Source organism: Brevibacterium linens, assembly GCF_003999335.1.
Lineage (GTDB): Bacteria > Actinomycetota > Actinomycetes > Actinomycetales > Brevibacteriaceae > Brevibacterium > Brevibacterium linens.
The window spans coordinates 388,596-407,790 of record NZ_CP026734.1; the positions used below are offsets into that span (position 1 = coordinate 388,596).

A 19,195-nucleotide genomic window follows, 5' to 3' on the forward strand; every position below is an offset into this window, starting at 1 on the left:
CAATGGCCCTGTTGGGTGAACACATTTCCGAAGTGAAATTCTGCTCGAGGCATGGAAATCGCTTCAGGATTCGACACTTCCTCTGTTTGTGAAATCACCTGGATCGAAGTGCGGTGACGGCAACCGCAGGTGCGTTTCCGGGAGGCGAGAATAGCTGTGCGATCGGAGTTCCTGAGGCCCCGGGGGCGGATTAGATACAAGAAGTACATAGTCGCCGGTGTATTGCAGTCTTGTTACACAGGGGGCGGACTGCGGCCGTGGGAAACGGGCTCTTCGCAGTTGAGGGTGTAGAACCGGTGCGCGTCGCTACACAGAAATAGGTCGAGGCCTTTCGAAGATGGAATTTCCTAGACAAACCGGCTCTTCGCAGTTGAGGGTGTAGAACCGGTGCGCGTCGCTACACAGAAATAGGTCGAGGCCTTTCGAAGATGGAATTTCCTAGACAAACCATCCGAAAGACCTCGACGTGCACCACCTTACGTTCTCCACCCCTGACCTCACCACGTTCTGCCACCTCGACACACTCGGCCTGCACTGCACGGGCCAACACGTCACCGATTCAGAAACAGTTCTCCTGTGCACCCCAACCACTGACGATGAGTGGTGCCACCGATGCGGCGGACATGGCCGGCCCCGCGATACTGTGACCCGGAAATTGGCTCACGAACCCTTCGGGCACCGTCCCACCACCCTGCTCATCCGACTCCGTCGCTACAAGTGCGAACTCTGTGGGCGCGTGTGGCGCCATGACACCGACCAAGCAGCCCCAGCCAGGGCCAAGATCTCGCGCACCGGACTCGCATGGGCTTTGAAAGCACTCGTTGTCGATCACGCCACGATCTCCGTCATCGCGGCCAAGCTCGCTGTATCCTGGCACACCGCTAATGACGCGATCCTGGCCGAAGGACATCGGGCTCTCATCGACGATCCTTCCCGGTTCGATAACGTGAGCGTCATCGGCGTCGACGAACATGTCTGGCGGCACACCAGACGGGGTGACAAGTACGTGACCGTGATCATCGATCTCACCCCGATCCGCGATCAGACAGGACCAGCGAGATTGCTGGACATGGTTGAGGGACGATCGAAGGCCGTGTTCAAATCGTGGCTGGCCCGGCAGTCGAAGGCCTTCCGCGATGGAATCGAGGTCGTGGCGATGGATGGGTTCACCGGGTTCAAGACCGCTGCTGTCGAAGAGCTGCCGGCCGCGGTGGAAGTGATGGATCCCTTCCATGTCGTCAAGCTCGCCGGGGACAGTCTGGACGAGGTCCGCAGGCGTGTTCAGCAGGAAACGACCGGGCACCGCGGGAAGAAGGGCGACCCGTTGTATCAGGCCCGGCGGACTCTGCACACCGGGTGTCAGTTACTCACCGAGCGGCAGCAGCAACGGATCGTCGCTCTCTTTGCTGATGAGAATCATGCTGATGTGGAGGTGACCTGGAGCGTGTTCCAAGACATCATCACCGCCTACCGCAACCCGGACCGAACCGCGGGGAAGAAGTCGCTGCAGTCGATCATCGACTCCATCTCGTCCGGGGTGCCTGCTGGTCTTGTTGAGCTGCGCCGGCTGGGGCGGACGTTGAAGAAGCGGGCTATGGATGTGTTGGCGTATTTCGATCGGCCGGGGACGTCGAACGGTCCGACGGAAGCATTGAATGGCAGGCTGGAACACCTACGTGGATCGGCGCTGGGGTTCCGGAACCTCACCCACTACATCGCCCGAAGCTTGCTCGAGACGGGAGGATTCAGACCCCGATTACACCCCTAACTGCGAAGAGCCGGGAAACGGACTGCGCGGACGGGCAGGATTCTGCCGGCGGACGCTCGGGCGAGGAGCGCGGCGGGGTGTCTAGAGTGGCCGTATGAACTCCGAGCTCGAATCGCTGCCCGCTGAGATCGTCGACCTTCCGCTCATCCGCATCGCCTCAGACCTCTCGCTCATGGCTTGGGAGCAGATGCTCGCCTGGAGGCCGCTGCTCGGCGCGAGCCTCGACGCCAATGTCGTCGACACGAAGACCTCGCCGAATGACCTCGTCACTCGCGCCGACGCGCAGATCGAGGCGCTCGTGCGCGGCTACCTCAACCAAGTCAGGCCCCACGACCTCATGGTCGGCGAAGAGGGTTCGGAAGCCCTCGACCCGGTCGCATTCTTCCCTGCGGACTTCCTGCTGGGACTCAACGCATTCGATCCGGAGACCGGTGCACTCAACGAGATCGCTGACGACGGTCCGCGGCTGGAATGGCATATCGACCCGATCGACGGCACCGTCAACTATGTCCGCAGCATCGAACACCATGCCTTCTCCGTCGGCGTCTGCGCGGTGGCAGATGAGAAGGACGCCGGCCTCGGACTCGGCGACTGGCAGATCGGACTCGTCGCCTCGCCCGGGCTGGACGCTACATGGCTGGCGGCCGCGGGCCTGGGTGCCTTTCGGATCGACGGACGTCTGGCCGACCACCGCGAGACCGGTGCCGCCATACCGGCACGACGACTGCGCGGGACTCCGCCCGGGCTGTCCGGCAGGCTCCTGGCCACCGGTTTCGCCTATGCCCTGAGCAACCGCGGAGTCCAACTGGCCAAGCTCGAGAACCTCATGACCGGATACGACGACATCCGTCGCTGCGGCTCGGCCGCACTCGACCTGTGCATGGTCGCCGAGGGCCGAGTCAACGGCTACGCCGAACGCGGCCTGGGCATCTACGACTACGCAGGTGGGGCGGTCATCGTCGAAGAGGCCGGACTCAAGGTCAGTCGCGGAGGATCCGGCGGCCCGACAGCCGCCGCCGACACCCAGGACGAGGTCGACAGGCTCATCGCCGCCATCTGACCGGGGCGCAGCGGAGCCCGCCATCTGACCGGGGCGCAGCGGAGCCCACCGCCCGCCCGCACGCCCATCCGGCCCCACTTCAGGTGTGATGCAGATAACGTCACACTTCTTTGACTTTATTTTTGAAGCATAGGCTAAGCTTACTTTCAGTGTGTGCACACGCTCGACCTATTCGTTCATTCCTGAAAGTGGGACCCATGGTTTCGACTCGCCTTCAACTGAGCGCCCTGGCAGGCGTTGTCGCTCTCACCCTGGCAGGCTGCGGCTCTGCCGTCTCCGATTCGGCGCAGGCCGATGACTCCGGCTCGACGATCGAGGTCGAGGACAACAACGGCAAGCAGACCGTCGCCTCCCCGCCGAAGTCCGTCGTCGCCACCGACAACCGCACGTTCCAGACCCTCAGCGACTGGGGCATCGAACTCAGCGGCGGCGCCGTCGCCCTGATGAGCGACGACCTCGACTACACCCAGGACGACTCGATCCTCGACCTCGGCAACCACCGCGAACCCGACCTCGAGAAGGTCGTCGAAGCGGAGCCCGATCTCATCGTCAACGGCCAGCGATTCGCCCAGTTCCACGACGACCTGGCCAAGCTCGCTCCCGACGCGACGGTGCTCGAACTCGATCCCCGCGACGGTGAGGACTTCGACGCCGAACTGCGCCGCCAGACCGAGGTGCTCGGCGAGGTCTTCGGCAAGCAGGACGAGGCGAAGGCGCTCGTCGACGACTTCGACGCCTCCATCGAACGTGCTCAGTCCGCCTACGACGACAGCGACAAGGTGATGGGCCTGATCACCTCGGCCGGCGACATCGGCTACGCCGCACCATCGGTCGGCCGCACCGTCGGTCCCGTCTTCGACATCCTCGATCTCGACCCGGCCCTCGAGGTCGACGAGGGCAGTGAAGACCACCAGGGCGACGACATCTCCGTCGAAGCCATCGCGAAGTCGCAGCCCGACCTCATGATCGTCCTCGACCGCGATGCCTCCTTCGCCCCAGAGGACCGCGACGAAGGTTCGGCCCCGGCCGCCGAAGTTCTCGAAGACTCCGAAGCGCTGAAGGATGTCCCTGCGATCAAGGACGACGCGATCGTCTACTTCCCCGAGGACACCTACCTCAACGAAGGCATCCAGACGTACACCGAGTTCTTCAACGACTTCGCCGACAAGCTCGAAGACCAGAAGTGATGACCCTCGCCGAGGCGGCCCGCCGTCGGAACGAAGCCCGACGCAACCGGACGGCTGAGTCCCCACAGGGAACGGCCGACCCGTCCCCAGACGGGACGGCGGTTCTGTCCCCCAGCGGGACGGCAGCCTCGCCCCCACGTGGGGCCGCCTCGGCGAATACACCCCTGTTCGGATGGCCGCTTGTGCTGGGCATCCTCGGGGTCGCCATCCTCCTCGCGATCTCGCTGCTCACCGGCGTCTATGACGTCTTCGGCGGCGACGGCGGGGCAGAGATGTTCCAGATCACGCGGATCCCGCGCACGATCGCCCTCGTCCTGGCCGGTGCCGCCATGGCGATGTGCGGACTGGTCATGCAGCTGCTGACCCAGAACCGCTTCGTCGAACCGACGACGACCGGCACCACCGAATGGGCGGGACTGGGGCTCATGCTCACCGTCATCATCTACCCCGATGCCTCGATCGTGGCGCGGATGGTCGGGGCGATCATCGCCGCGTTCATCGGCACCCTCGTCTTCTTCGTCTTTCTCCGCCGCGTGTCCCTGAAGTCCTCGCTCATCGTGCCCATCGTCGGCATCATGCTCGGCGCCGTCGTCGGCGCCGTCTCGACATTCATCGCGGTGCAGACGGACATGCTCCAATCCCTGGGCATCTGGTTCGCCGGCAGCTTCACCTCGATCCTGCGGGGCCAGTACGAGACCCTGTGGATCGTCGCGGCCGTCGTCGTCGCCATCTTCGTTCTCGCCGACCGCTTCACCGTGGCAGGTCTCGGCAAGGAGATCGCCACCAACGTCGGCCTCAACTACAACCAGATCCTGCTGCTGGGCACCGTGTTCGTGGCGATTGCGACCGGAGTGGTCACCGTCGTCGTCGGCAACCTGCCGTTCCTCGGCCTCATCGTGCCCAACATCGTCTCGCTCATCCGCGGCGACGACCTGCGCTCGAATCTGCCGTGGGTGTGTCTGCTCGGCATCGCGATCGTCACCATCTGCGACCTCATCGGCCGCATCATCGTCATGCCCTTCGAAGTGCCCGTCTCCCTCATCCTCGGCGTCGTCGGCGCGGCCGTGTTCGTCGCCCTGCTGCTGCGTCAGCGGAAGGTCGGGTGAGTGCCGATGCGCGCGAAGGACGAATCCCCGGTCGACACCGGCACCGAGGCGGCCGACCCGACCGCGGCCACCGTCGTGAACGGCGGGGATCGGTCCACCGGCACCGAGGCGGTCGACCGAGATCGTCCCGCTGTCATTGACCCGACCGGCACGGATCGTTCCGGTGCGGGCGCACGGGTCGTTCGGCCGCCTCGGCGAGGGTCTTCGCCCGCTCAGCGGTCGTCGGGTCCGCTGCCGACGGCGAAGTCCGTGCGGCGGTACTGGACGATGATCATCGTGCTGTCGGTCGCCTCGGCGGGGATCGCTCTGGGCATCCTGGCCTGGGACAATCCGATGCCGATCACGGACCCGGGGTTCTGGCTGATCGCGGAGCTGCGGCTGACGAACCTCGTCGTCATCGCCCTGGTCGCGCTGTGCCAGTCGTTCGGCACGGTCGCCTTCCAGACGGTGACGAACAACCGGATCATCACGCCCTCGATCATGGGATTCGAGTCCCTCTACGTGGCGATCCAGACCTCGGCGATGTACTTCTTCGGGGTCACGGCGATCGTCGAGCTCAAGGGGCTCGTGCCCTTCGTCGTCCAACTCATTCTCATGGTCGGGCTGTCGCTGGCGCTCTACGGGTGGCTGCTGTCGGGGCGGCATTCCTCGGTGGCGCTCATGCTGCTCATCGGCGTGGTCATCGGCGGCGGACTCGGATCGGTGGCGACATTCATGCAGCGGACGCTGACTCCGAGCGAGTTCGACATCCTCTCGGCCCGCCTGTTCGGGTCGATCTCGAATTCGGATTCGAGCTACCTGCCGGTGTCGATCCCGCTGTGTGTGCTGGCCTGCCTCGGGCTCTACCTCTGTTCCTCACGCCTGAATGTGGTGGCCCTGGGGCGGGACATGACGAGCAACCTGGGGCTCAACTTCAAGGGCGAACTCATCAGAGTCCTCTTCTTCGTCTCCATCCTCATGGCGGTGTCCGTGTCGATGATCGGACCGATGGTCTTCCTCGGCTTCCTCGTCGCGATGCTCGCCTACCAGTTCGCCGACACCTATGACCACAAGCGTCTCTTCCCGATGGCCGCCCTCCTCGGGTTCGTCGTCCTCGGTGGGGCGTACTTCGTCATGAAGAACATCTTCTACGCCGAGGGGGTCGTGTCGATCATCATCGAGATCGTCGGCGGCGGCGCCTTCCTGCTCGTCATCCTGCGAAAGGGGCGCCTGTGATCACGCTCGAATCGGTCCGCAAATCCTACGACGACGAGGTCTCGATCGGACCCGTCGACCTGCAGATCCCGGCCGGGGGAGTCACCGCCCTGGTCGGGCCGAACGGTGCGGGGAAGTCGACGCTGCTGACGATGATCGGGCGGCTGCTCGGGCTCGATTCCGGAGCGATCTCGGTGGCCGGTTTCGATGTGTCGTCGACGAAGTCCAAGGACCTGGCGAAGATCGTATCCATCCTGCGGCAGGAGAACCACTTCATCACTCGGCTGACGATCCGCCAGCTCGTCGGCTTCGGTCGCTTCCCGCATTCGAAGGGACGCCTGACGGCTGCCGATGAGGAAGTCATCTCGCAGGCGATCGACTTCCTCGAGCTCGGTGAGCTGGAGAACCGATTCATCGACGAACTGTCCGGCGGGCAGCGGCAGCGTGCCTATGTGGCGATGGTGCTGGCGCAGGACACCGACTATGTGCTGCTCGATGAGCCGCTGAACAATCTCGACATGAAGCGATCGGTGCAGATGATGCAGCACCTGCGCCGGGCGGCGGCCGAGATGGGCAGGACTATCGTCATCGTCCTCCACGACATCAACTTCGCCGGTCACTACGCCGACCACATCTGTGCGGTCAAAGACGGTGCGGTGGTCGAGTTCGGCACGCCCGAGGAGATCATGACCGGTGAGGTGCTGTCCCGGGTGTTCGACACCCCGGTCGACGTCGTCGACGGCCCTCGAGGCCCGCTGGCGGTGTATTTCTGAGTCCGGGCCGGGTGATGGGGACTTCTGATGCATCTGGTTGTGTGCTGCGGAGCATCGTCCGCGCGTGTGACTCTGCCCGTGTGGTTGCCGGGGTGGTCGGCAGCTGCGAACGTCCGGTGCCCTGCCCTGGCCGCCCTGGCGAGGGCGGTGCCGTGCCCTGGCCGCTCTGGCGAGGGCGGTCGCTGCGACAAGGCGCGGTAGGAGCAGACTTTCTGCGCCGAAAGAGCGTCGAAAGAGCACCGATCAGCGTCTCGATTGCACGCTCATCGCCCATTGAGGCAACTTTCGGGCGCTCATCGCCTTTTGACCGAATCATCGAGTTCGAACCCGATGCATCGATCAAAAGGCGATGACGGTTCGGACGAAAGTCGATCACGGATGGCGCAAAAGGCGATTACTGGACTAGCGCTTACGTGGACTGAGTTCTCACCCGCGCACCAGACACTGTGGAAGACCTGCTCGTCCGGCGACTTGCGAGAATCCAGACAGCCGGTGCGAGCTTCGGTTCCGACGGACGGAACCCATCGCAGCGGTGCTCAGCAGGTGCGTGATCTCAGAAATTCTTGAGCCAAGACGGTTCTCAGCGGCCTGTGGAGAAGAACTCGACTCGTCCGTCGTTGACTTGTGGACGACGAAACGTTGTCCACGACCCTGGCGCAGGGGCTTCTGAACTCGGGCCGCTGATGCCGATACTCGCCAGATGAAGAACACGATCTATCGCGAAGAATTCAGTGCCGCCGGCATCTCTTCCAACACGATCAAGAGTGCGTTGGACTGTTGTCTTATTCGACTCTGCCGCGGAGTGTACTCGGTGATCCGCGAGTGCCGAGTGAAAGACCACAGCCGAATTGCGGCATTGATCAGCGACATCGACTGGATCAGCTTCCATGTCGACAGAACTCCGGCCGACTTGAAGCATGATTTCAGGTACCAGACTCAGCTCCGTGCCCTTCGGATTCGCAGCTATCGCTGGTATCGACCAGAGGATGTGATCGTTGGCAAGTCGGCAGCGGTCCTCCACGGAATCCCTCTGTACAAGGACACATCGAAAGCGATCACGGTCAGACACCCGCGGAGCAATTCGCACACGAAGGAGATCATCCGTGTACGGGGCGAGGTTCCCGCAGAGGATCAGGTCCGATTCGGTCATCTGACGGCCACCTCGGCGGTCAGGACGGCCTTGGACCTCATTCGGATTTCGGGACAACGTGAAGCTTTTGCAGCCATGGAATGGGTGCTGCGTCAGATGACGACCGCTCAATTCCCTGGCGTCAATCCCAAATTCGGGTATACGGAGAAGTTTCAGGCCGAGGCACGTCGAATTGTCGCGACGGCGTTTTGCCCTGCGGTTGCTCGCATGCGGTCGGGCCAGGTCACCGCGCAGCGGATGGTTGATGCGATCGATCCGTTCTCAGAGAGTCCTGCCGAGAGCAACTGCCGATTCAACCTCATCGCCTTGAATCTGACGGGGTTCGAACAGCAGATCGAAGTCCGAGACAGCAAAGGCTTCATAGCGCGAGTGGATTTTCTCAACGAACAGGCTCGAACGATCCTCGCGGTCGACGGAAGTGAGAAATACGCTCTGGTGGGACCCTCGCTGATCCGGAGAGAAGGCGAACAGCACAACCGGCTTCTCAGTCTGGGGTATAAGGTCATCCATCTGAGTTTCGACGACGTATTCAGGCTCAACGACTTCCGGGACAAGATCTTCACACAAGTGCCGGAGCTGAAGCAGATGGTCGGGAGTCCCCACGGATGATGCAGAGCTCGCGCATCGACTTTCGAGCTGTTGACCACCGGGTTTTGTGCAGTTGGGTATCGAGTTTTGTGTGGTGCATCGAGTTTTCTACCGATGATCTGATCAGAAAGCGATTATTCGCCGAGGAGGCCGCTGAGTGACGACGCCTCGGCACTCGGTGAGGGCGCCGTTCAGTGCCAATTCCTGCGTCGGCCTCCATTGGCCACTCGAAGAGAACGGCGCTGATGTTCGTGACCGCCGGATCCTTTTCGCGGCCTTCCTCAACCAAAGTGAGGACGCGGAAGGCGGCTGCGCTTTCGGTCTGAGCAGACCCGGCGGCCTCCTCTATTTGTCGTCTGCCTCGACGGCCGGCCGGATCGTCACCCAACGGCGCACTGCCAGCACGAGTGCGGCGATGAGCCCCACGATGAGCAGCCCGTCAGCAACGATGTAGAGCAGATGCAAGGACGACCCACCCTCGTCGACGCCGGCGAGAACCGCATCCGTGCGCTGATTGAGCAGCGGCCGAATGACGATGACCTTGACGATGAGCACTCCGATGAGCCCGCATGCCACACTGCGGTAGACACGATCGACACCCGACTTCAGCAGCGCCCACAGCAGGATCACGGCGATGACGAGCTCGACCCAGTTCATCACTCCGAACACCAGCCGACCGATGCCCAGCCCCAGCGGGATCGTGATGCCGGGGGCTGTGAACTTCAGCGGCGCTTCGATGAGCGAGATGCCGATGATGAGCCCGAGCCAGACGGCGGGCAAGATGATCCGAGCGCTCGCCGCCAGCCGCGAGTCATCGGTGCTGAAGAAGTGAGTCATGTCTTTAATTCTACTCCTCGTAGAAAAGACGGGCTGCGCCCTCACCTTCGCCCACCAATTACTACCTGACGGCGGCGCAGCAACCTCGCGCGAGGTATCTGGGCCGCCGTCAGGTAGCAAGGAAGGGGTGGTGATCGGACCACTCAGCGACTTCGCCGCACCCGCTCTAAACTGGTGTCCATGCGTCTGTTCTCCAACGCCGTGGTGCGCACTTTCGCACCCCGAGCCGCCTCGAGTGCCCCCGCCTTGAGTACCCCCGACTCGAACACCCCTGCGTCGATCGCATCCGACCCGAGCGAATCGAACACAGACAAGGCCCCCGCCCCGACCTTCGACCTCACACAGGCGGCCCCGGATGCGATCCTCGTCGATGGGGAGACCATCGTGGCCATCGGCACCCGGGCCGAACTTCTCGACATCGCCGCCGCGGAATCGTCGACGACGGCGGCGCTCGCCTCGGCGGGTGGAGTCGGTGCCACTACGGTCATCCCCGGCCTCGAGATCGACGAGATCGACTGCGGCGGGCAGGTCATTCTGCCCGGATTCGTCGACGGCCACATCCACTCGATCATGTACGCCGATTCGCTCACCGACCTCGACCTGTCCCAGACGAAATCGCTCGCCGAGGCGGTCGAGGCCATCCGCGAACGCGCCGATTCGCTTCCGGTGGGCACCTGGGTGGTCGGCTCCGGCTGGGACCTCAACAAGTGGGAGGACCCGTCCTATCCGGACCGGGAACTCCTCGACGCCGAGGTTCCCGACCACCCCGTGGCGATGTGGTCACTCGACCTGCACACCCTGTGGGTCAACGCCCACGCCCTCGAGATCGCCGGCATCGACTCCACGACCGATGACCCCTCGGGCGGCAGCTTCGTCCACGACGACGACGGCCAGCTCACCGGTCTGGTGCGCGAAGACGCCACTGACCTCGTCGCCCGCTTCATCCCCGAACCCAGCCGCGAGGACCAGGTCGAACGGCTGGCCACCACCCAGGAACTCTTCTTGTCCCAGGGCCTGACCGGGATCCATGACTTCGACGGCATCTCCGCGACACTGGGGTGGAACGACCTGCACGAAGCCGGTCGACAGGACATGCGGGTCACGCTGTTCCTCCGCTCACCCGAGGTGCCGTGGGCGATCGAAACCGGGTGGCACACCGGCGACGGCGACGACTGGCTGCAGTGCGGCGGACTGAAGCTGTTCTCCGACGGGGCACTCGGCTCGCACACCTCGCACATGTCCTCACCGTTCCCCGAAACCGACGGCGAGACCGAGAACTTCGGCATCGCGCAGATGACCGAGGACGAACTCTTCGATCAGGCGCACATCGCCACCGAGGCGGGCATCTCCGTGGCCATCCACGCCATCGGCGACCAGGCGAACCACCATGTGCTCGCCGTCTACGACCGCCTGCGGGAAACGACGAAGGCCGCGGAGGAGAAGTTCGGCCGACCCCTGCGTCACCGCGTCGAACACGCCCAGTTCATCCAACCGTCCGACGTCGCCCGATTCGCCGAGCTCGGGGTGCTCGCGTCCATGCAGCCACGCCACTGCATCTCCGATCTGCACCTGCTCCACCTCATCGACGAGTCCGCGCAGCTGGCCGCCTATGCCTGGCCGGACCTGCTCAAGGCGGGCGCGCACGTCGTCTTCGGCTCCGACGGACCCGTCGAACCCGCCAACCCCTTCGCCGCGATCTATGCGGCGATGACCAGGGCGGACATCTCCGGTGACGCGTCGACGACCTTCCAGCCGCACCGCCGCCTGAGTGCCGTCGAGGCCATCCGTCTGCACACTCAGGGACCGGCCTTCGCCGCCGGCCTCGAGGACCGGCGCGGATATCTGGCACCGGGCATGGACGCCGACTTCATCCTCGTCGACACCGACCCATGCGTGGCCGAAGGTCTCAGCGTTGACCACCCGAGTGTCGCCGCGCGCGCCGCTGCCGGTGTGACCGCCGAGGCGGCCCCGCAGTCGAGCGACCCTACCCTCTCACAATCGTCGGCCGACGGGCTCCTCGGCTACGCTTCCGAGGAAGCCCTGTTCGCCCACGCCGAGGCGATCCGCGACACCCGAGTCGCGCTCACCGTCGTCGGCGGCGAAATCAGATACCGCGCCTGACCTCGCCGAGGCGGCCGGCCGCCTCGGCGATGGGCGGGGCCCGCACTGCCCGCCCCCTCGACCGACCGCTCCCTCGACCAACCGACAAGGACGTCCCCGCATGCCCCGCTCGTTCCTGGCCCAGGCTCGCAAGGTCGATGAGGCGACCCCGGATTCTCGCAGCCGCGAGGTCGACTTCCTCCGCGCCGCGGCGATCACCGTCGTCGTGCTCGGCCACTGGACGATCATCGCCGTCAGCGCCACCGACGGCATCGAACCTCACGGATTGCTCGACCAGGCCAGGTGGACGCACCCTCTGACCTGGGTGTTCCAGGTGATGCCGATCTTCTTCCTCGTCGGCGGCTACTCCAACGCCCTGTCGTGGCGTTCGGCCAGGCGGCGACAGACCGGCTACGCCGAGTGGCTGCGGGCACGCCTGCGGCGCCTCGGGCTTCCGCTCATCCCGCTGCTGCTCGTCTGGCTGGCCACCTGCGTCATCGCCCTGGCCGCCGGCGCCGAACCCGCCTCGGTCCAGCTGGCCTCCCAGATGGCACTCGTGCCGACCTGGTTCCTCGCCGCGTACCTGCTCGTCGTCATCGTCGCCCCACCATGTCTGATCCTGTGGGAGCGATGGGGCTGGTGGTCGATCATCGCCGGCATCGGCTTGGCCGGCATCATCGACCTCATCAGCATTGTCACCGAGAGCACTCTCGCCGGCTATCCGAACTATCTGCTCGTCTGGGCGAGCTTCCACCAGTTCGGCTACGCCTGGCTCGACGGCCGACTCTCCAGCATCAAGCGCTGCCTGCTGCTCTTCGTCATCGGCGCCGCCGGGCTCGGGCTCCTCGTCGGCTTCGGCCCGTACCCGGTGTCGATGATCACCGCAGGCACCGACACGATCTCGAATTCCGCCCCGACCCGAGTGACGATGGCCTTCCTCGGGATGGCTCAGGCCGGAATCGTGCTCATGCTTAGGCGTCCGCTGGCCGCACTGCTGCGCAGCCCCGGACTGTGGTTCCTCACGGTGCTCGTCAATCAGCGCATCATGACCTGGTTCCTCTGGCACCTGACGGCACTGACGGCCCTGGCCAACGTCCTCATCGGCCTCGACGCGAATGCCCTGCTGCCGACTCCGCTGTCCGGAATCTGGTGGCTCACCCGTCCGCTGTGGGCACTCGTTCTGCTGGCGATCACCGGGGTGCTCGTGGCGATCTTCGGCCGGTTCGAAAGGCCTGCGCCCGACGAGCGTCCCGCACCGCCCGTGTGGATGCCGATCGCCGCCTCGGCCGCTATCTGTGCGGGCCTGGCGATCATGGCCGACACCGGAATGGTCGACGGCCACGGGGTCACCTGGATCTGGCCGCTGCTGCCGCTCATCGGCATGGTCGCCTTCGGCGTCGTCCGCCTGCCCGGACGGCGATCCGCGAAGAGCTGACATTCGCCGAGGCGGCCCATCCGCTGCACGAGGAATTCGGAGGGAGAGAAGTGTTGATTTCCTCGTCCGAAATCATCATTCTTCTCCCTCCGAATCGACGTGCCCCGGATCAGATGTTGCGGCCGCCGGAGATCTCGGTGACGGTGCCGGTGAGGTAGCTCGACAGGCCGGAGGCCAGGAACAGCACCACGGAGGCGACCTCTTCGGGTTCGCCGGGACGGCCGAGCGGGATCTCGGCGAGCTTCGAGTCGATCGCGTGCTGCGGCATGGCCGCGGTCATGGCGGTGTTGATGAAGCCGGGCTGGATCGCGTTGATGCGGATGTTCTTGAACGCGACCTCCTTGGCCACGGCCTTCGTCATGCCGACGATGCCCGCCTTCGCCGCGGAGTAGTTCGACTGTCCGGGGTTGCCGACCTTGCCGCTGATCGAGGACACGTTGATGATCGAGCCGCCGCGGTCCTGCTCGCGCATGAGCGCGGTGGCGACCTTGAGCCCGTTCCACGTGCCGCGCAGGTGGACGGAGATGACGTCGTCGAACTGCTGCTCGGTCATCTTCCGGATCGTCGCATCGCGGGTGATGCCGGCGTTGTTGACCCAGATGTCGACCCCGCCGAATGCGGTCGTGGCCGCCTCGGCGAGCTTCTCGACGGCCTGGAGGTCGGAGACGTTGCACACGGCGCCGGTGGCGACGCCGTCTCCGCCGAGTTCGACCACGGCCGCCTGCAGGGTCTCCTCATTCATATCGGCGAGGACGACCTTCGCGCCGGAGTCGACGAGGCTGCGGGCCATCGCCAGGCCGAGGCCCTGGGCTCCGCCGGTGACGACGGCGACTTCGCCGGCAAGCAGGCCGGGGACGGCGGTGACTCCTCCGGTGTCGGTGACGGTGATACCGGAGTTCGCTGCGGTGGTGTCGGTCATGGTGATTCCTTTCGTTCGTGGATGACCAGGCGGTCGTGGGTGACCGGCGGTCGTGGGTGACCAGGGCGGGGCCGGACCTCGCCGAGGCGGCCCGTGCCATTGGTCGTGCAGAATACGGTCCGTGCAGCTCAGAGGTTGAACTGCGGTTTGTGTGCGCCACCCAGCAGCTGCTTGGCGACGACGACGCGCTGGACCTCGGAGGTTCCTTCGTAGATGCGGAAGAGGCGGGCGTGGCGGTAGAAGCGTTCGACCGCGGACTCGCGCATATAGCCCATGCCGCCCTGGATCTGCACGCCCTTGTCGGCGATGCGGGCGAGTGCTTCGGAGGCGAAGAGCTTCGCCGAGGAGGGGCCCAGCTTGCGATCGGCCTCGGCGTCCCAGCGCCCAGCGGCCGCGAGGACGAGGGCCTTGGCGGCGGCGACGTCGGTGTAGATATCGGCGAGCATTGCCTGGACGAGCTGGAACCGGGCGATCGGCTCGCCGCCCTGTTTCGCCTCGGCGGCGAAGCGCACGGATTCGTCGAGGATGCGGATCGACTGTCCGACGCAGATCGCGGCGATGTGCAGGCGGCCCTTGTTGAGCGAGGCCATGGCCGCGTAGAAGCCCTTCTCCTCCTCGCCGCCGATGAGGTTGGCGGCAGGCACGCGCACGTCGTCGAAGAAGATCTCCGAGGTCCAGGCGCCGGCCTGACCCATCTTGTGATCGTGTGGGCCGACGGTCACGCCTTCGGACTTCGTGGGCACGAGGAAGACCGAGATGCCCTTCGAACCGGTTGCGTTCGGATCGGTGCGGGCGAAGACCATGAGCACATCGGAGGCCTCGGCGTTGGTGATGAACCGTTTGGAGCCGTTGATGATGTAGTCGTCGCCGACGCGTTCGGCCTTCGTCCGCAGACCCGAGGGGTCGGAGCCGGCCTCGGATTCGGTCAGCGCAAAGGAGGCGACGAGCTCTCCGGAGGCCAGACGAGGCAGCCACTCGGACTTCTGCTCAACGGTGCCGTAGTTGACGAGCACCTGCCCGGCGATGCCGTTGTTCGTGCCGAACAGGGACCGGAAGGACGGGGTCGTGTAGCCGAGTTCCATGGCGAGCAGCGCGTCCTGTTCGGCGCCCAGTCCGAGGCCGCCGTACTCCTCGGGCAGGGCCCAGCCGAAGAGCCCCATCTCCGCGGATTCCCTGATGATCGCCTCGGGGAAGGCGTCGGTCTCCTCGACCTGGGTTTCGAGGGGAACGACCTTCTCACGGACGAACTCGCGGACGGCTGACAGGATGTCGTCGAGTTCTGAGTTGTCCATTGCTGTGTCTCCTTCACATGGTGGACGGATAGGAATGGTGCAGATCATCGCCGAGGTGGCGCTGCAGTCGGGCTGTGCTGTGCGGTTGGGCAGGTGTGCGGTGCGCGGTTGGCTGGGTGGTGCAGTGCGGTTGGGCAGGTGTGCGGTGCGGTCTAGAGGCTGTCGAGCCAGGCACTGACCCGATCGGAGTCGGCTCCGAGCTCCGGGGGAGCGAGGTCGTAGGCGACCTGCGACCTCGACAAGGTGATCGGGTTGCGGATGGTCGAAATGATGCGCTCGCCGCTGCCGGTGTCCACGACCGGTGACAGGCCGAGGCTCGTGGCGTGTTCGACGCCTTCGGCGATCGTGTTGATCGGAGCACAGGGCAGGCCGGCGGCCGAGAGCTTGTCGAACCATTCCTGGGCGGTGTGGGCCTGCAGGGCCTCGAGAAGTTCGGACTCCAGGGCGTCGCGGTTGGCGTTGCGGTTCTTTGCCTGGGCGAATCGTTCGTCGTCGCACCAATCGGGTCGTCCGACCACCTCGGCGAGGATCCGGAACTGGCCGTCATTGGCGGCGGCGATGATGATCTCGCCGGACTTCGCGGCCATCGGCTGGTAGGGGTAGAGGCTCGGGTGGGCGTTGCCCATCCGGGTCGGATTCACGCCTGCGGCGGCGTAGGCGCCGGTCTGGTTGGCCAGGCCGGACATCGCAGAGGACATGAGGTTGGTTTCGACGAGCTGGCCCTCACCGGTGAGCGTGCGGTGCTGGATCGCGGCGAGGACGCCGATCGTCGTGTGCAGGCCGGTCATGACGTCGAAGACGGCGACTCCGGCGCGGTACGGCGAGCCGTCGGGGCTGCCGGTGACCGACATGAACCCGGACAGCGCCTGCACGAGGAGGTCGTATCCGGGCAACGGGTTCTCACGCCCGAATCCGGTCACCGAGGCATAGATGACTGCCGGGTTGGTCGTGGCGATGCTGTCGTAGTCGAGATCGTACTTCGCCAGCCCACCCGGTTTGAAGTTCTCGACGATGATATCGGCCTGTGCCGCGAGTTTCTGCGCGGTAGCGAGGTCATCGGGGTCTGTGAAGTCGAGGACGAGGTCGTATTTGTTGCGGTTGATCGACAGATAGTAGGTGGCGTCGTCCTCGCGCACCGGCGGGGCCCAATGTCGGGTGTCATCGCCCTTCGGTCCTTCGACCTTGATGACGGTAGCCCCGAGATCGGCGAGCATCATCGTCGAGTATGGGCCGGCGAGGACGCGGGAGAAGTCGACGACGATCTGCCCCGACAGCGGACCTGAACCCGCGCGCGGGAGGAACTCCTCGAGGCGGTCGTGGGCAGGCGACCGGCTGGGGTCGTGGCCAGGGCCGCTGTCGTGGTGTTCAGAAGTGGTCGACTGCTTCATCGTCGAATGTCTCCCTCTCGTCGGGCCGGGGCGCTGCTGTGTGCTCCCGGGCTCGGAGCTCCCTGCTCGTGCACCCTGTGTTGAGCACGCTGTCTCGAGCACGCAGGGTGCGCGTATGGTCCATCCCACCATATATCGAATCAGTCAATAATGTACATGCATTCATGACTGCTGAGGTATCGGATCGCTGCTGGACGCATGGCCGGCGGGTGCTGCGGCCAGATGCTGCCGCCGTTCAGTTCGACTTCGGACGCCGGCGACTGCCGGACGTGCTCACAGCTGGGCGTTCCATTCGTCGAGGCGGCGGCCGCCTCGGGGGAGCCGAGCAGCACGAGATCCTGACGGCACCAGGCGAGGTCGACTCCCCGTGGCCCCCGGCTCGCGGGTTGGGCGATGGCCGAGTTGTACAGGTGCGCGGTGTGGGCGATGAGGCGGGGGACGAGATGGCCGAGGCCGAGGCGAGGGCGCGGCCGTGACGTCTGCTGCCGGCGGCGCTGAGCTGCCGTTTCAGGCCCTCGGCATAGCGCCTGGCCTTTATCTCCTGGGCCGCCACTGTCGCCGGGGCGCCCAGGCGAAGCAGCGGATGCGCGGGAACGGAGTCAGCGGTGATGGTCACGGCCAGTCGACCGTCGGTGCCGATGGAGACGAGGAAGGTCTCCTCTCCGTCCTCGAGGTGACCCGGCAGGGTGCGATAGGTGAATCCGGCACGATCATCCGCATCGATCGCCCGGGTCACGACGCACGAACCCACGGGCACGAGCAGATCGCGACCGCGCAGCCGCCTCGGCGAGGCCGGCCATCCGGGATTGAGTCGCAGAGCGACGATCTGGCCCTCGACCACCCGGCGAGACGGGCGGACGACGACGCCGGCGAGGTCCTGGAGTGCCCACGAGAAGACCGACTCGCGGGCGAGTGGGAAATGTGCGGCCGGACCGAGGTCGAGATGGAACTCGAGATGATTCATGACTCCATTCTCGTCCAGTGCGCTCGCTTGGTGCCGCAGTCCTTGTCTTCCTCCGACGGCTGTGCCTACGATGAGAACTGATCGCTGAACGAACGCTCGCTTTACGGCGATTCGCCAGGTCAGCGCCGAATGACCATGTCACTGCACGAACACTGGAGTTCATCAATGTCAGACAGCACCTCAGCAGCACAGCCGACAGTCGCCTCGGCGGAACCGAAATCCGGTCGTCGTTTCGACGGGCAGGTCGCCGTCATCACGGGCGCCAGTCGCGGCATCGGCCTCGGAATCGCGCATCGTCTGCAGGCCGAGGGGGCCACCGTCGTCCTCACCGCGCGCAAGCCCGAAGCACTGCAGGAAGCAGTCGCGGAGTTCCCCGAGGGCACGGCGATCGGCATCGCCGGCAAGGCCGACGACCCGGCTCACAGGGCAGAGGTGTTCGACACGATCACTGAGAAGTTCGGCCGCCTCGATGTGCTCGTGGCCAACGCCGGAATCAACCCTGTCTACGGTCCGCTCGTCGACATCGAGCTCGATGCGGCGCGGAAGATCTTCGACGTCAACGTCCTCGGAACTCTCGCCTGGGTGCAGGACGCCGTCCGTCATCAGGGCCTGAAATTCCGGGAGAACAGGGGACGGGTGGTGGCGATCTCCTCGGTGGCCGGGCAGGTGCCGAGCGAGGGCATCGGCTTCTACGGAATCTCGAAGGCCGCGGTCTCGCACCTGACGAAGACCCTCGCCGTGGAACTGGGGCCAGATATCCGCGTCAACGCCGTCGCCCCGGCAGTGGTCAAGACGAAGTTCGCCACCGCGCTCTACGAGGGCCGAGAGGAAGAGGTCGCCTCCGCGTACCCGGTCAAACGCCTCGGAACTCCCGAGGACATCGCCGGTGCCGTCGCCTATCTCGCGTCGGACGACGCCGACTGGATCACCGCCCAGGTGCTCACCGCCGATGGGGGAGTCGTCACCGCCGGCGGCAGCGCCTGAGACTGAGTGGCCTGCGGCTGATCGTCGACTGCCGGTAACCGGCAGCTCAAACATAGGTCGCTATCGGATACTGCGGTCCGAATCCAGGTCGCTATCGGATACTTCTGAGCAAGCAAAGTATCCGATAGCGACCTATTTCTGCATACGCGGCAAGGGGGAGCTGCCGCGGGGAGCCGGGCCTCGCAGCAGTCCGACGAATGGTCGCGGCAAGGGGGCCAGCAGGAGGTTTGTCGGGGGTGATTTCATTCACTAGAATCGGAGGCGCAGTCTCAGCCGGGGCCACCGAGGCCCACTTGGCTGTGCACATAACTTCATACGCCGCTAAGACAAGACGTGGGAGAGTTGCCGCTGTCAGGCCGAATCGAGCCGGACACCGAGCAGCGCCGTAGGTGCAATTCCCTCCCCGGGAAACTCTCAGGCCCAGTACCACCGATTGCAGGCATATCTGAA

At 65.0% G+C, this 19,195-nt stretch carries 15 protein-coding genes and 1 riboswitch; of the genes, 10 read left to right on the plus strand and 5 right to left on the minus strand.

Going from position 1 to position 19,195, the window contains the following annotated elements:
* Positions 1-466: 466 nt before the first annotated feature.
* From CXR29_RS01665 to CXR29_RS01695, 7 genes are all read left to right on the plus strand, one after another.
* Positions 467-1,768, plus strand: coding sequence for an ISL3 family transposase (locus CXR29_RS01665; protein ID WP_009881950.1), 1,302 nt, complete (start codon positions 467-469; stop codon positions 1,766-1,768).
* A 94-nt stretch (positions 1,769-1,862) separates the two neighbouring features.
* Positions 1,863-2,828, plus strand: coding sequence for an inositol monophosphatase family protein (locus CXR29_RS01670; RefSeq protein WP_127363697.1), 966 nt, complete (start codon positions 1,863-1,865; stop codon positions 2,826-2,828).
* Positions 2,829-3,025: 197 nt separating this feature from the next.
* On the plus strand, positions 3,026-4,015 hold the full coding sequence (locus CXR29_RS01675) for a siderophore ABC transporter substrate-binding protein (protein ID WP_127363698.1): 990 nt from the start codon (positions 3,026-3,028) through the stop codon (positions 4,013-4,015).
* Positions 4,015-5,121, plus strand: a complete 1,107-nt coding sequence (locus CXR29_RS01680; RefSeq protein ID WP_101554792.1) for an ABC transporter permease — start codon at positions 4,015-4,017, stop codon at positions 5,119-5,121. Before CXR29_RS01675 ends, CXR29_RS01680 begins: the two co-directional genes overlap by 1 nt.
* Positions 5,122-6,336, plus strand: a complete 1,215-nt coding sequence (locus CXR29_RS01685) for an iron chelate uptake ABC transporter family permease subunit (RefSeq protein ID WP_240812005.1) — start codon at positions 5,122-5,124, stop codon at positions 6,334-6,336.
* Positions 6,333-7,088, plus strand: a complete 756-nt coding sequence (locus CXR29_RS01690) for an iron ABC transporter ATP-binding protein (RefSeq protein WP_101554793.1) — start codon at positions 6,333-6,335, stop codon at positions 7,086-7,088. The genes CXR29_RS01685 and CXR29_RS01690 overlap by 4 nt, the downstream gene beginning before the upstream one ends.
* Positions 7,089-7,788: 700 nt before the next feature.
* The gene (locus CXR29_RS01695; protein WP_101554794.1) at positions 7,789-8,847 is read left to right on the plus strand and encodes an RAP domain-containing protein; all 1,059 of its coding nucleotides are present in this window, start codon (positions 7,789-7,791) and stop codon (positions 8,845-8,847) included.
* A 324-nt stretch (positions 8,848-9,171) separates the two neighbouring features.
* Here CXR29_RS01695 and CXR29_RS01700 read toward each other — a convergent pair whose 3' ends face one another.
* Positions 9,172-9,663 carry a hypothetical protein gene (locus CXR29_RS01700; protein WP_101554795.1) on the minus strand — a complete coding sequence of 164 codons (492 nt, stop codon included), beginning with the start codon at positions 9,661-9,663 and terminating at the stop codon, positions 9,172-9,174.
* A 180-nt stretch (positions 9,664-9,843) separates the two neighbouring features.
* Here CXR29_RS01700 and CXR29_RS01705 point away from each other — a divergent pair, with 180 nt between their 5' ends.
* Positions 9,844-11,784 carry an amidohydrolase gene (locus CXR29_RS01705; RefSeq protein ID WP_127363699.1) on the plus strand — a complete coding sequence of 647 codons (1,941 nt, stop codon included), beginning with the start codon at positions 9,844-9,846 and terminating at the stop codon, positions 11,782-11,784.
* 100 nt (positions 11,785-11,884) lie between these two features.
* Entirely contained in the window at positions 11,885-13,198 is a 1,314-nt protein-coding gene (locus tag CXR29_RS01710; RefSeq protein WP_127363700.1) for an acyltransferase family protein, read from the plus strand.
* Positions 13,199-13,307: 109 nt separating this feature from the next.
* Here CXR29_RS01710 and fabG read toward each other — a convergent pair whose 3' ends face one another.
* The 4 genes from fabG to CXR29_RS01730 form a co-directional block, all read right to left on the minus strand.
* Positions 13,308-14,117 (minus strand): 3-oxoacyl-ACP reductase FabG, encoded by an 810-nt coding sequence (fabG, locus tag CXR29_RS01715; RefSeq protein WP_127363701.1) that lies wholly within the window; start codon positions 14,115-14,117, stop codon positions 13,308-13,310.
* Positions 14,118-14,245: 128 nt separating this feature from the next.
* Positions 14,246-15,409, minus strand: coding sequence for an acyl-CoA dehydrogenase family protein (locus CXR29_RS01720; RefSeq protein WP_127363702.1), 1,164 nt, complete (start codon positions 15,407-15,409; stop codon positions 14,246-14,248).
* Positions 15,410-15,561: 152 nt separating this feature from the next.
* Entirely contained in the window at positions 15,562-16,797 is a 1,236-nt protein-coding gene (locus CXR29_RS01725) for a CaiB/BaiF CoA transferase family protein (RefSeq protein ID WP_127363703.1), read from the minus strand.
* Between the two features lie 235 nt (positions 16,798-17,032).
* On the minus strand, positions 17,033-17,761 hold the full coding sequence (locus tag CXR29_RS01730; RefSeq protein WP_101595824.1) for a DUF1990 family protein: 729 nt from the start codon (positions 17,759-17,761) through the stop codon (positions 17,033-17,035).
* A 165-nt stretch (positions 17,762-17,926) separates the two neighbouring features.
* On the opposite strand from CXR29_RS01730, the gene CXR29_RS01735 reads away from it, so the two are divergent.
* Positions 17,927-18,745 carry an SDR family oxidoreductase gene (locus tag CXR29_RS01735; protein ID WP_101595822.1) on the plus strand — a complete coding sequence of 273 codons (819 nt, stop codon included), beginning with the start codon at positions 17,927-17,929 and terminating at the stop codon, positions 18,743-18,745.
* A 324-nt stretch (positions 18,746-19,069) separates the two neighbouring features.
* A riboswitch (glycine riboswitch) is annotated at positions 19,070-19,184 on the plus strand.
* The last annotated feature ends 11 nt before the right edge of the window (positions 19,185-19,195 follow it).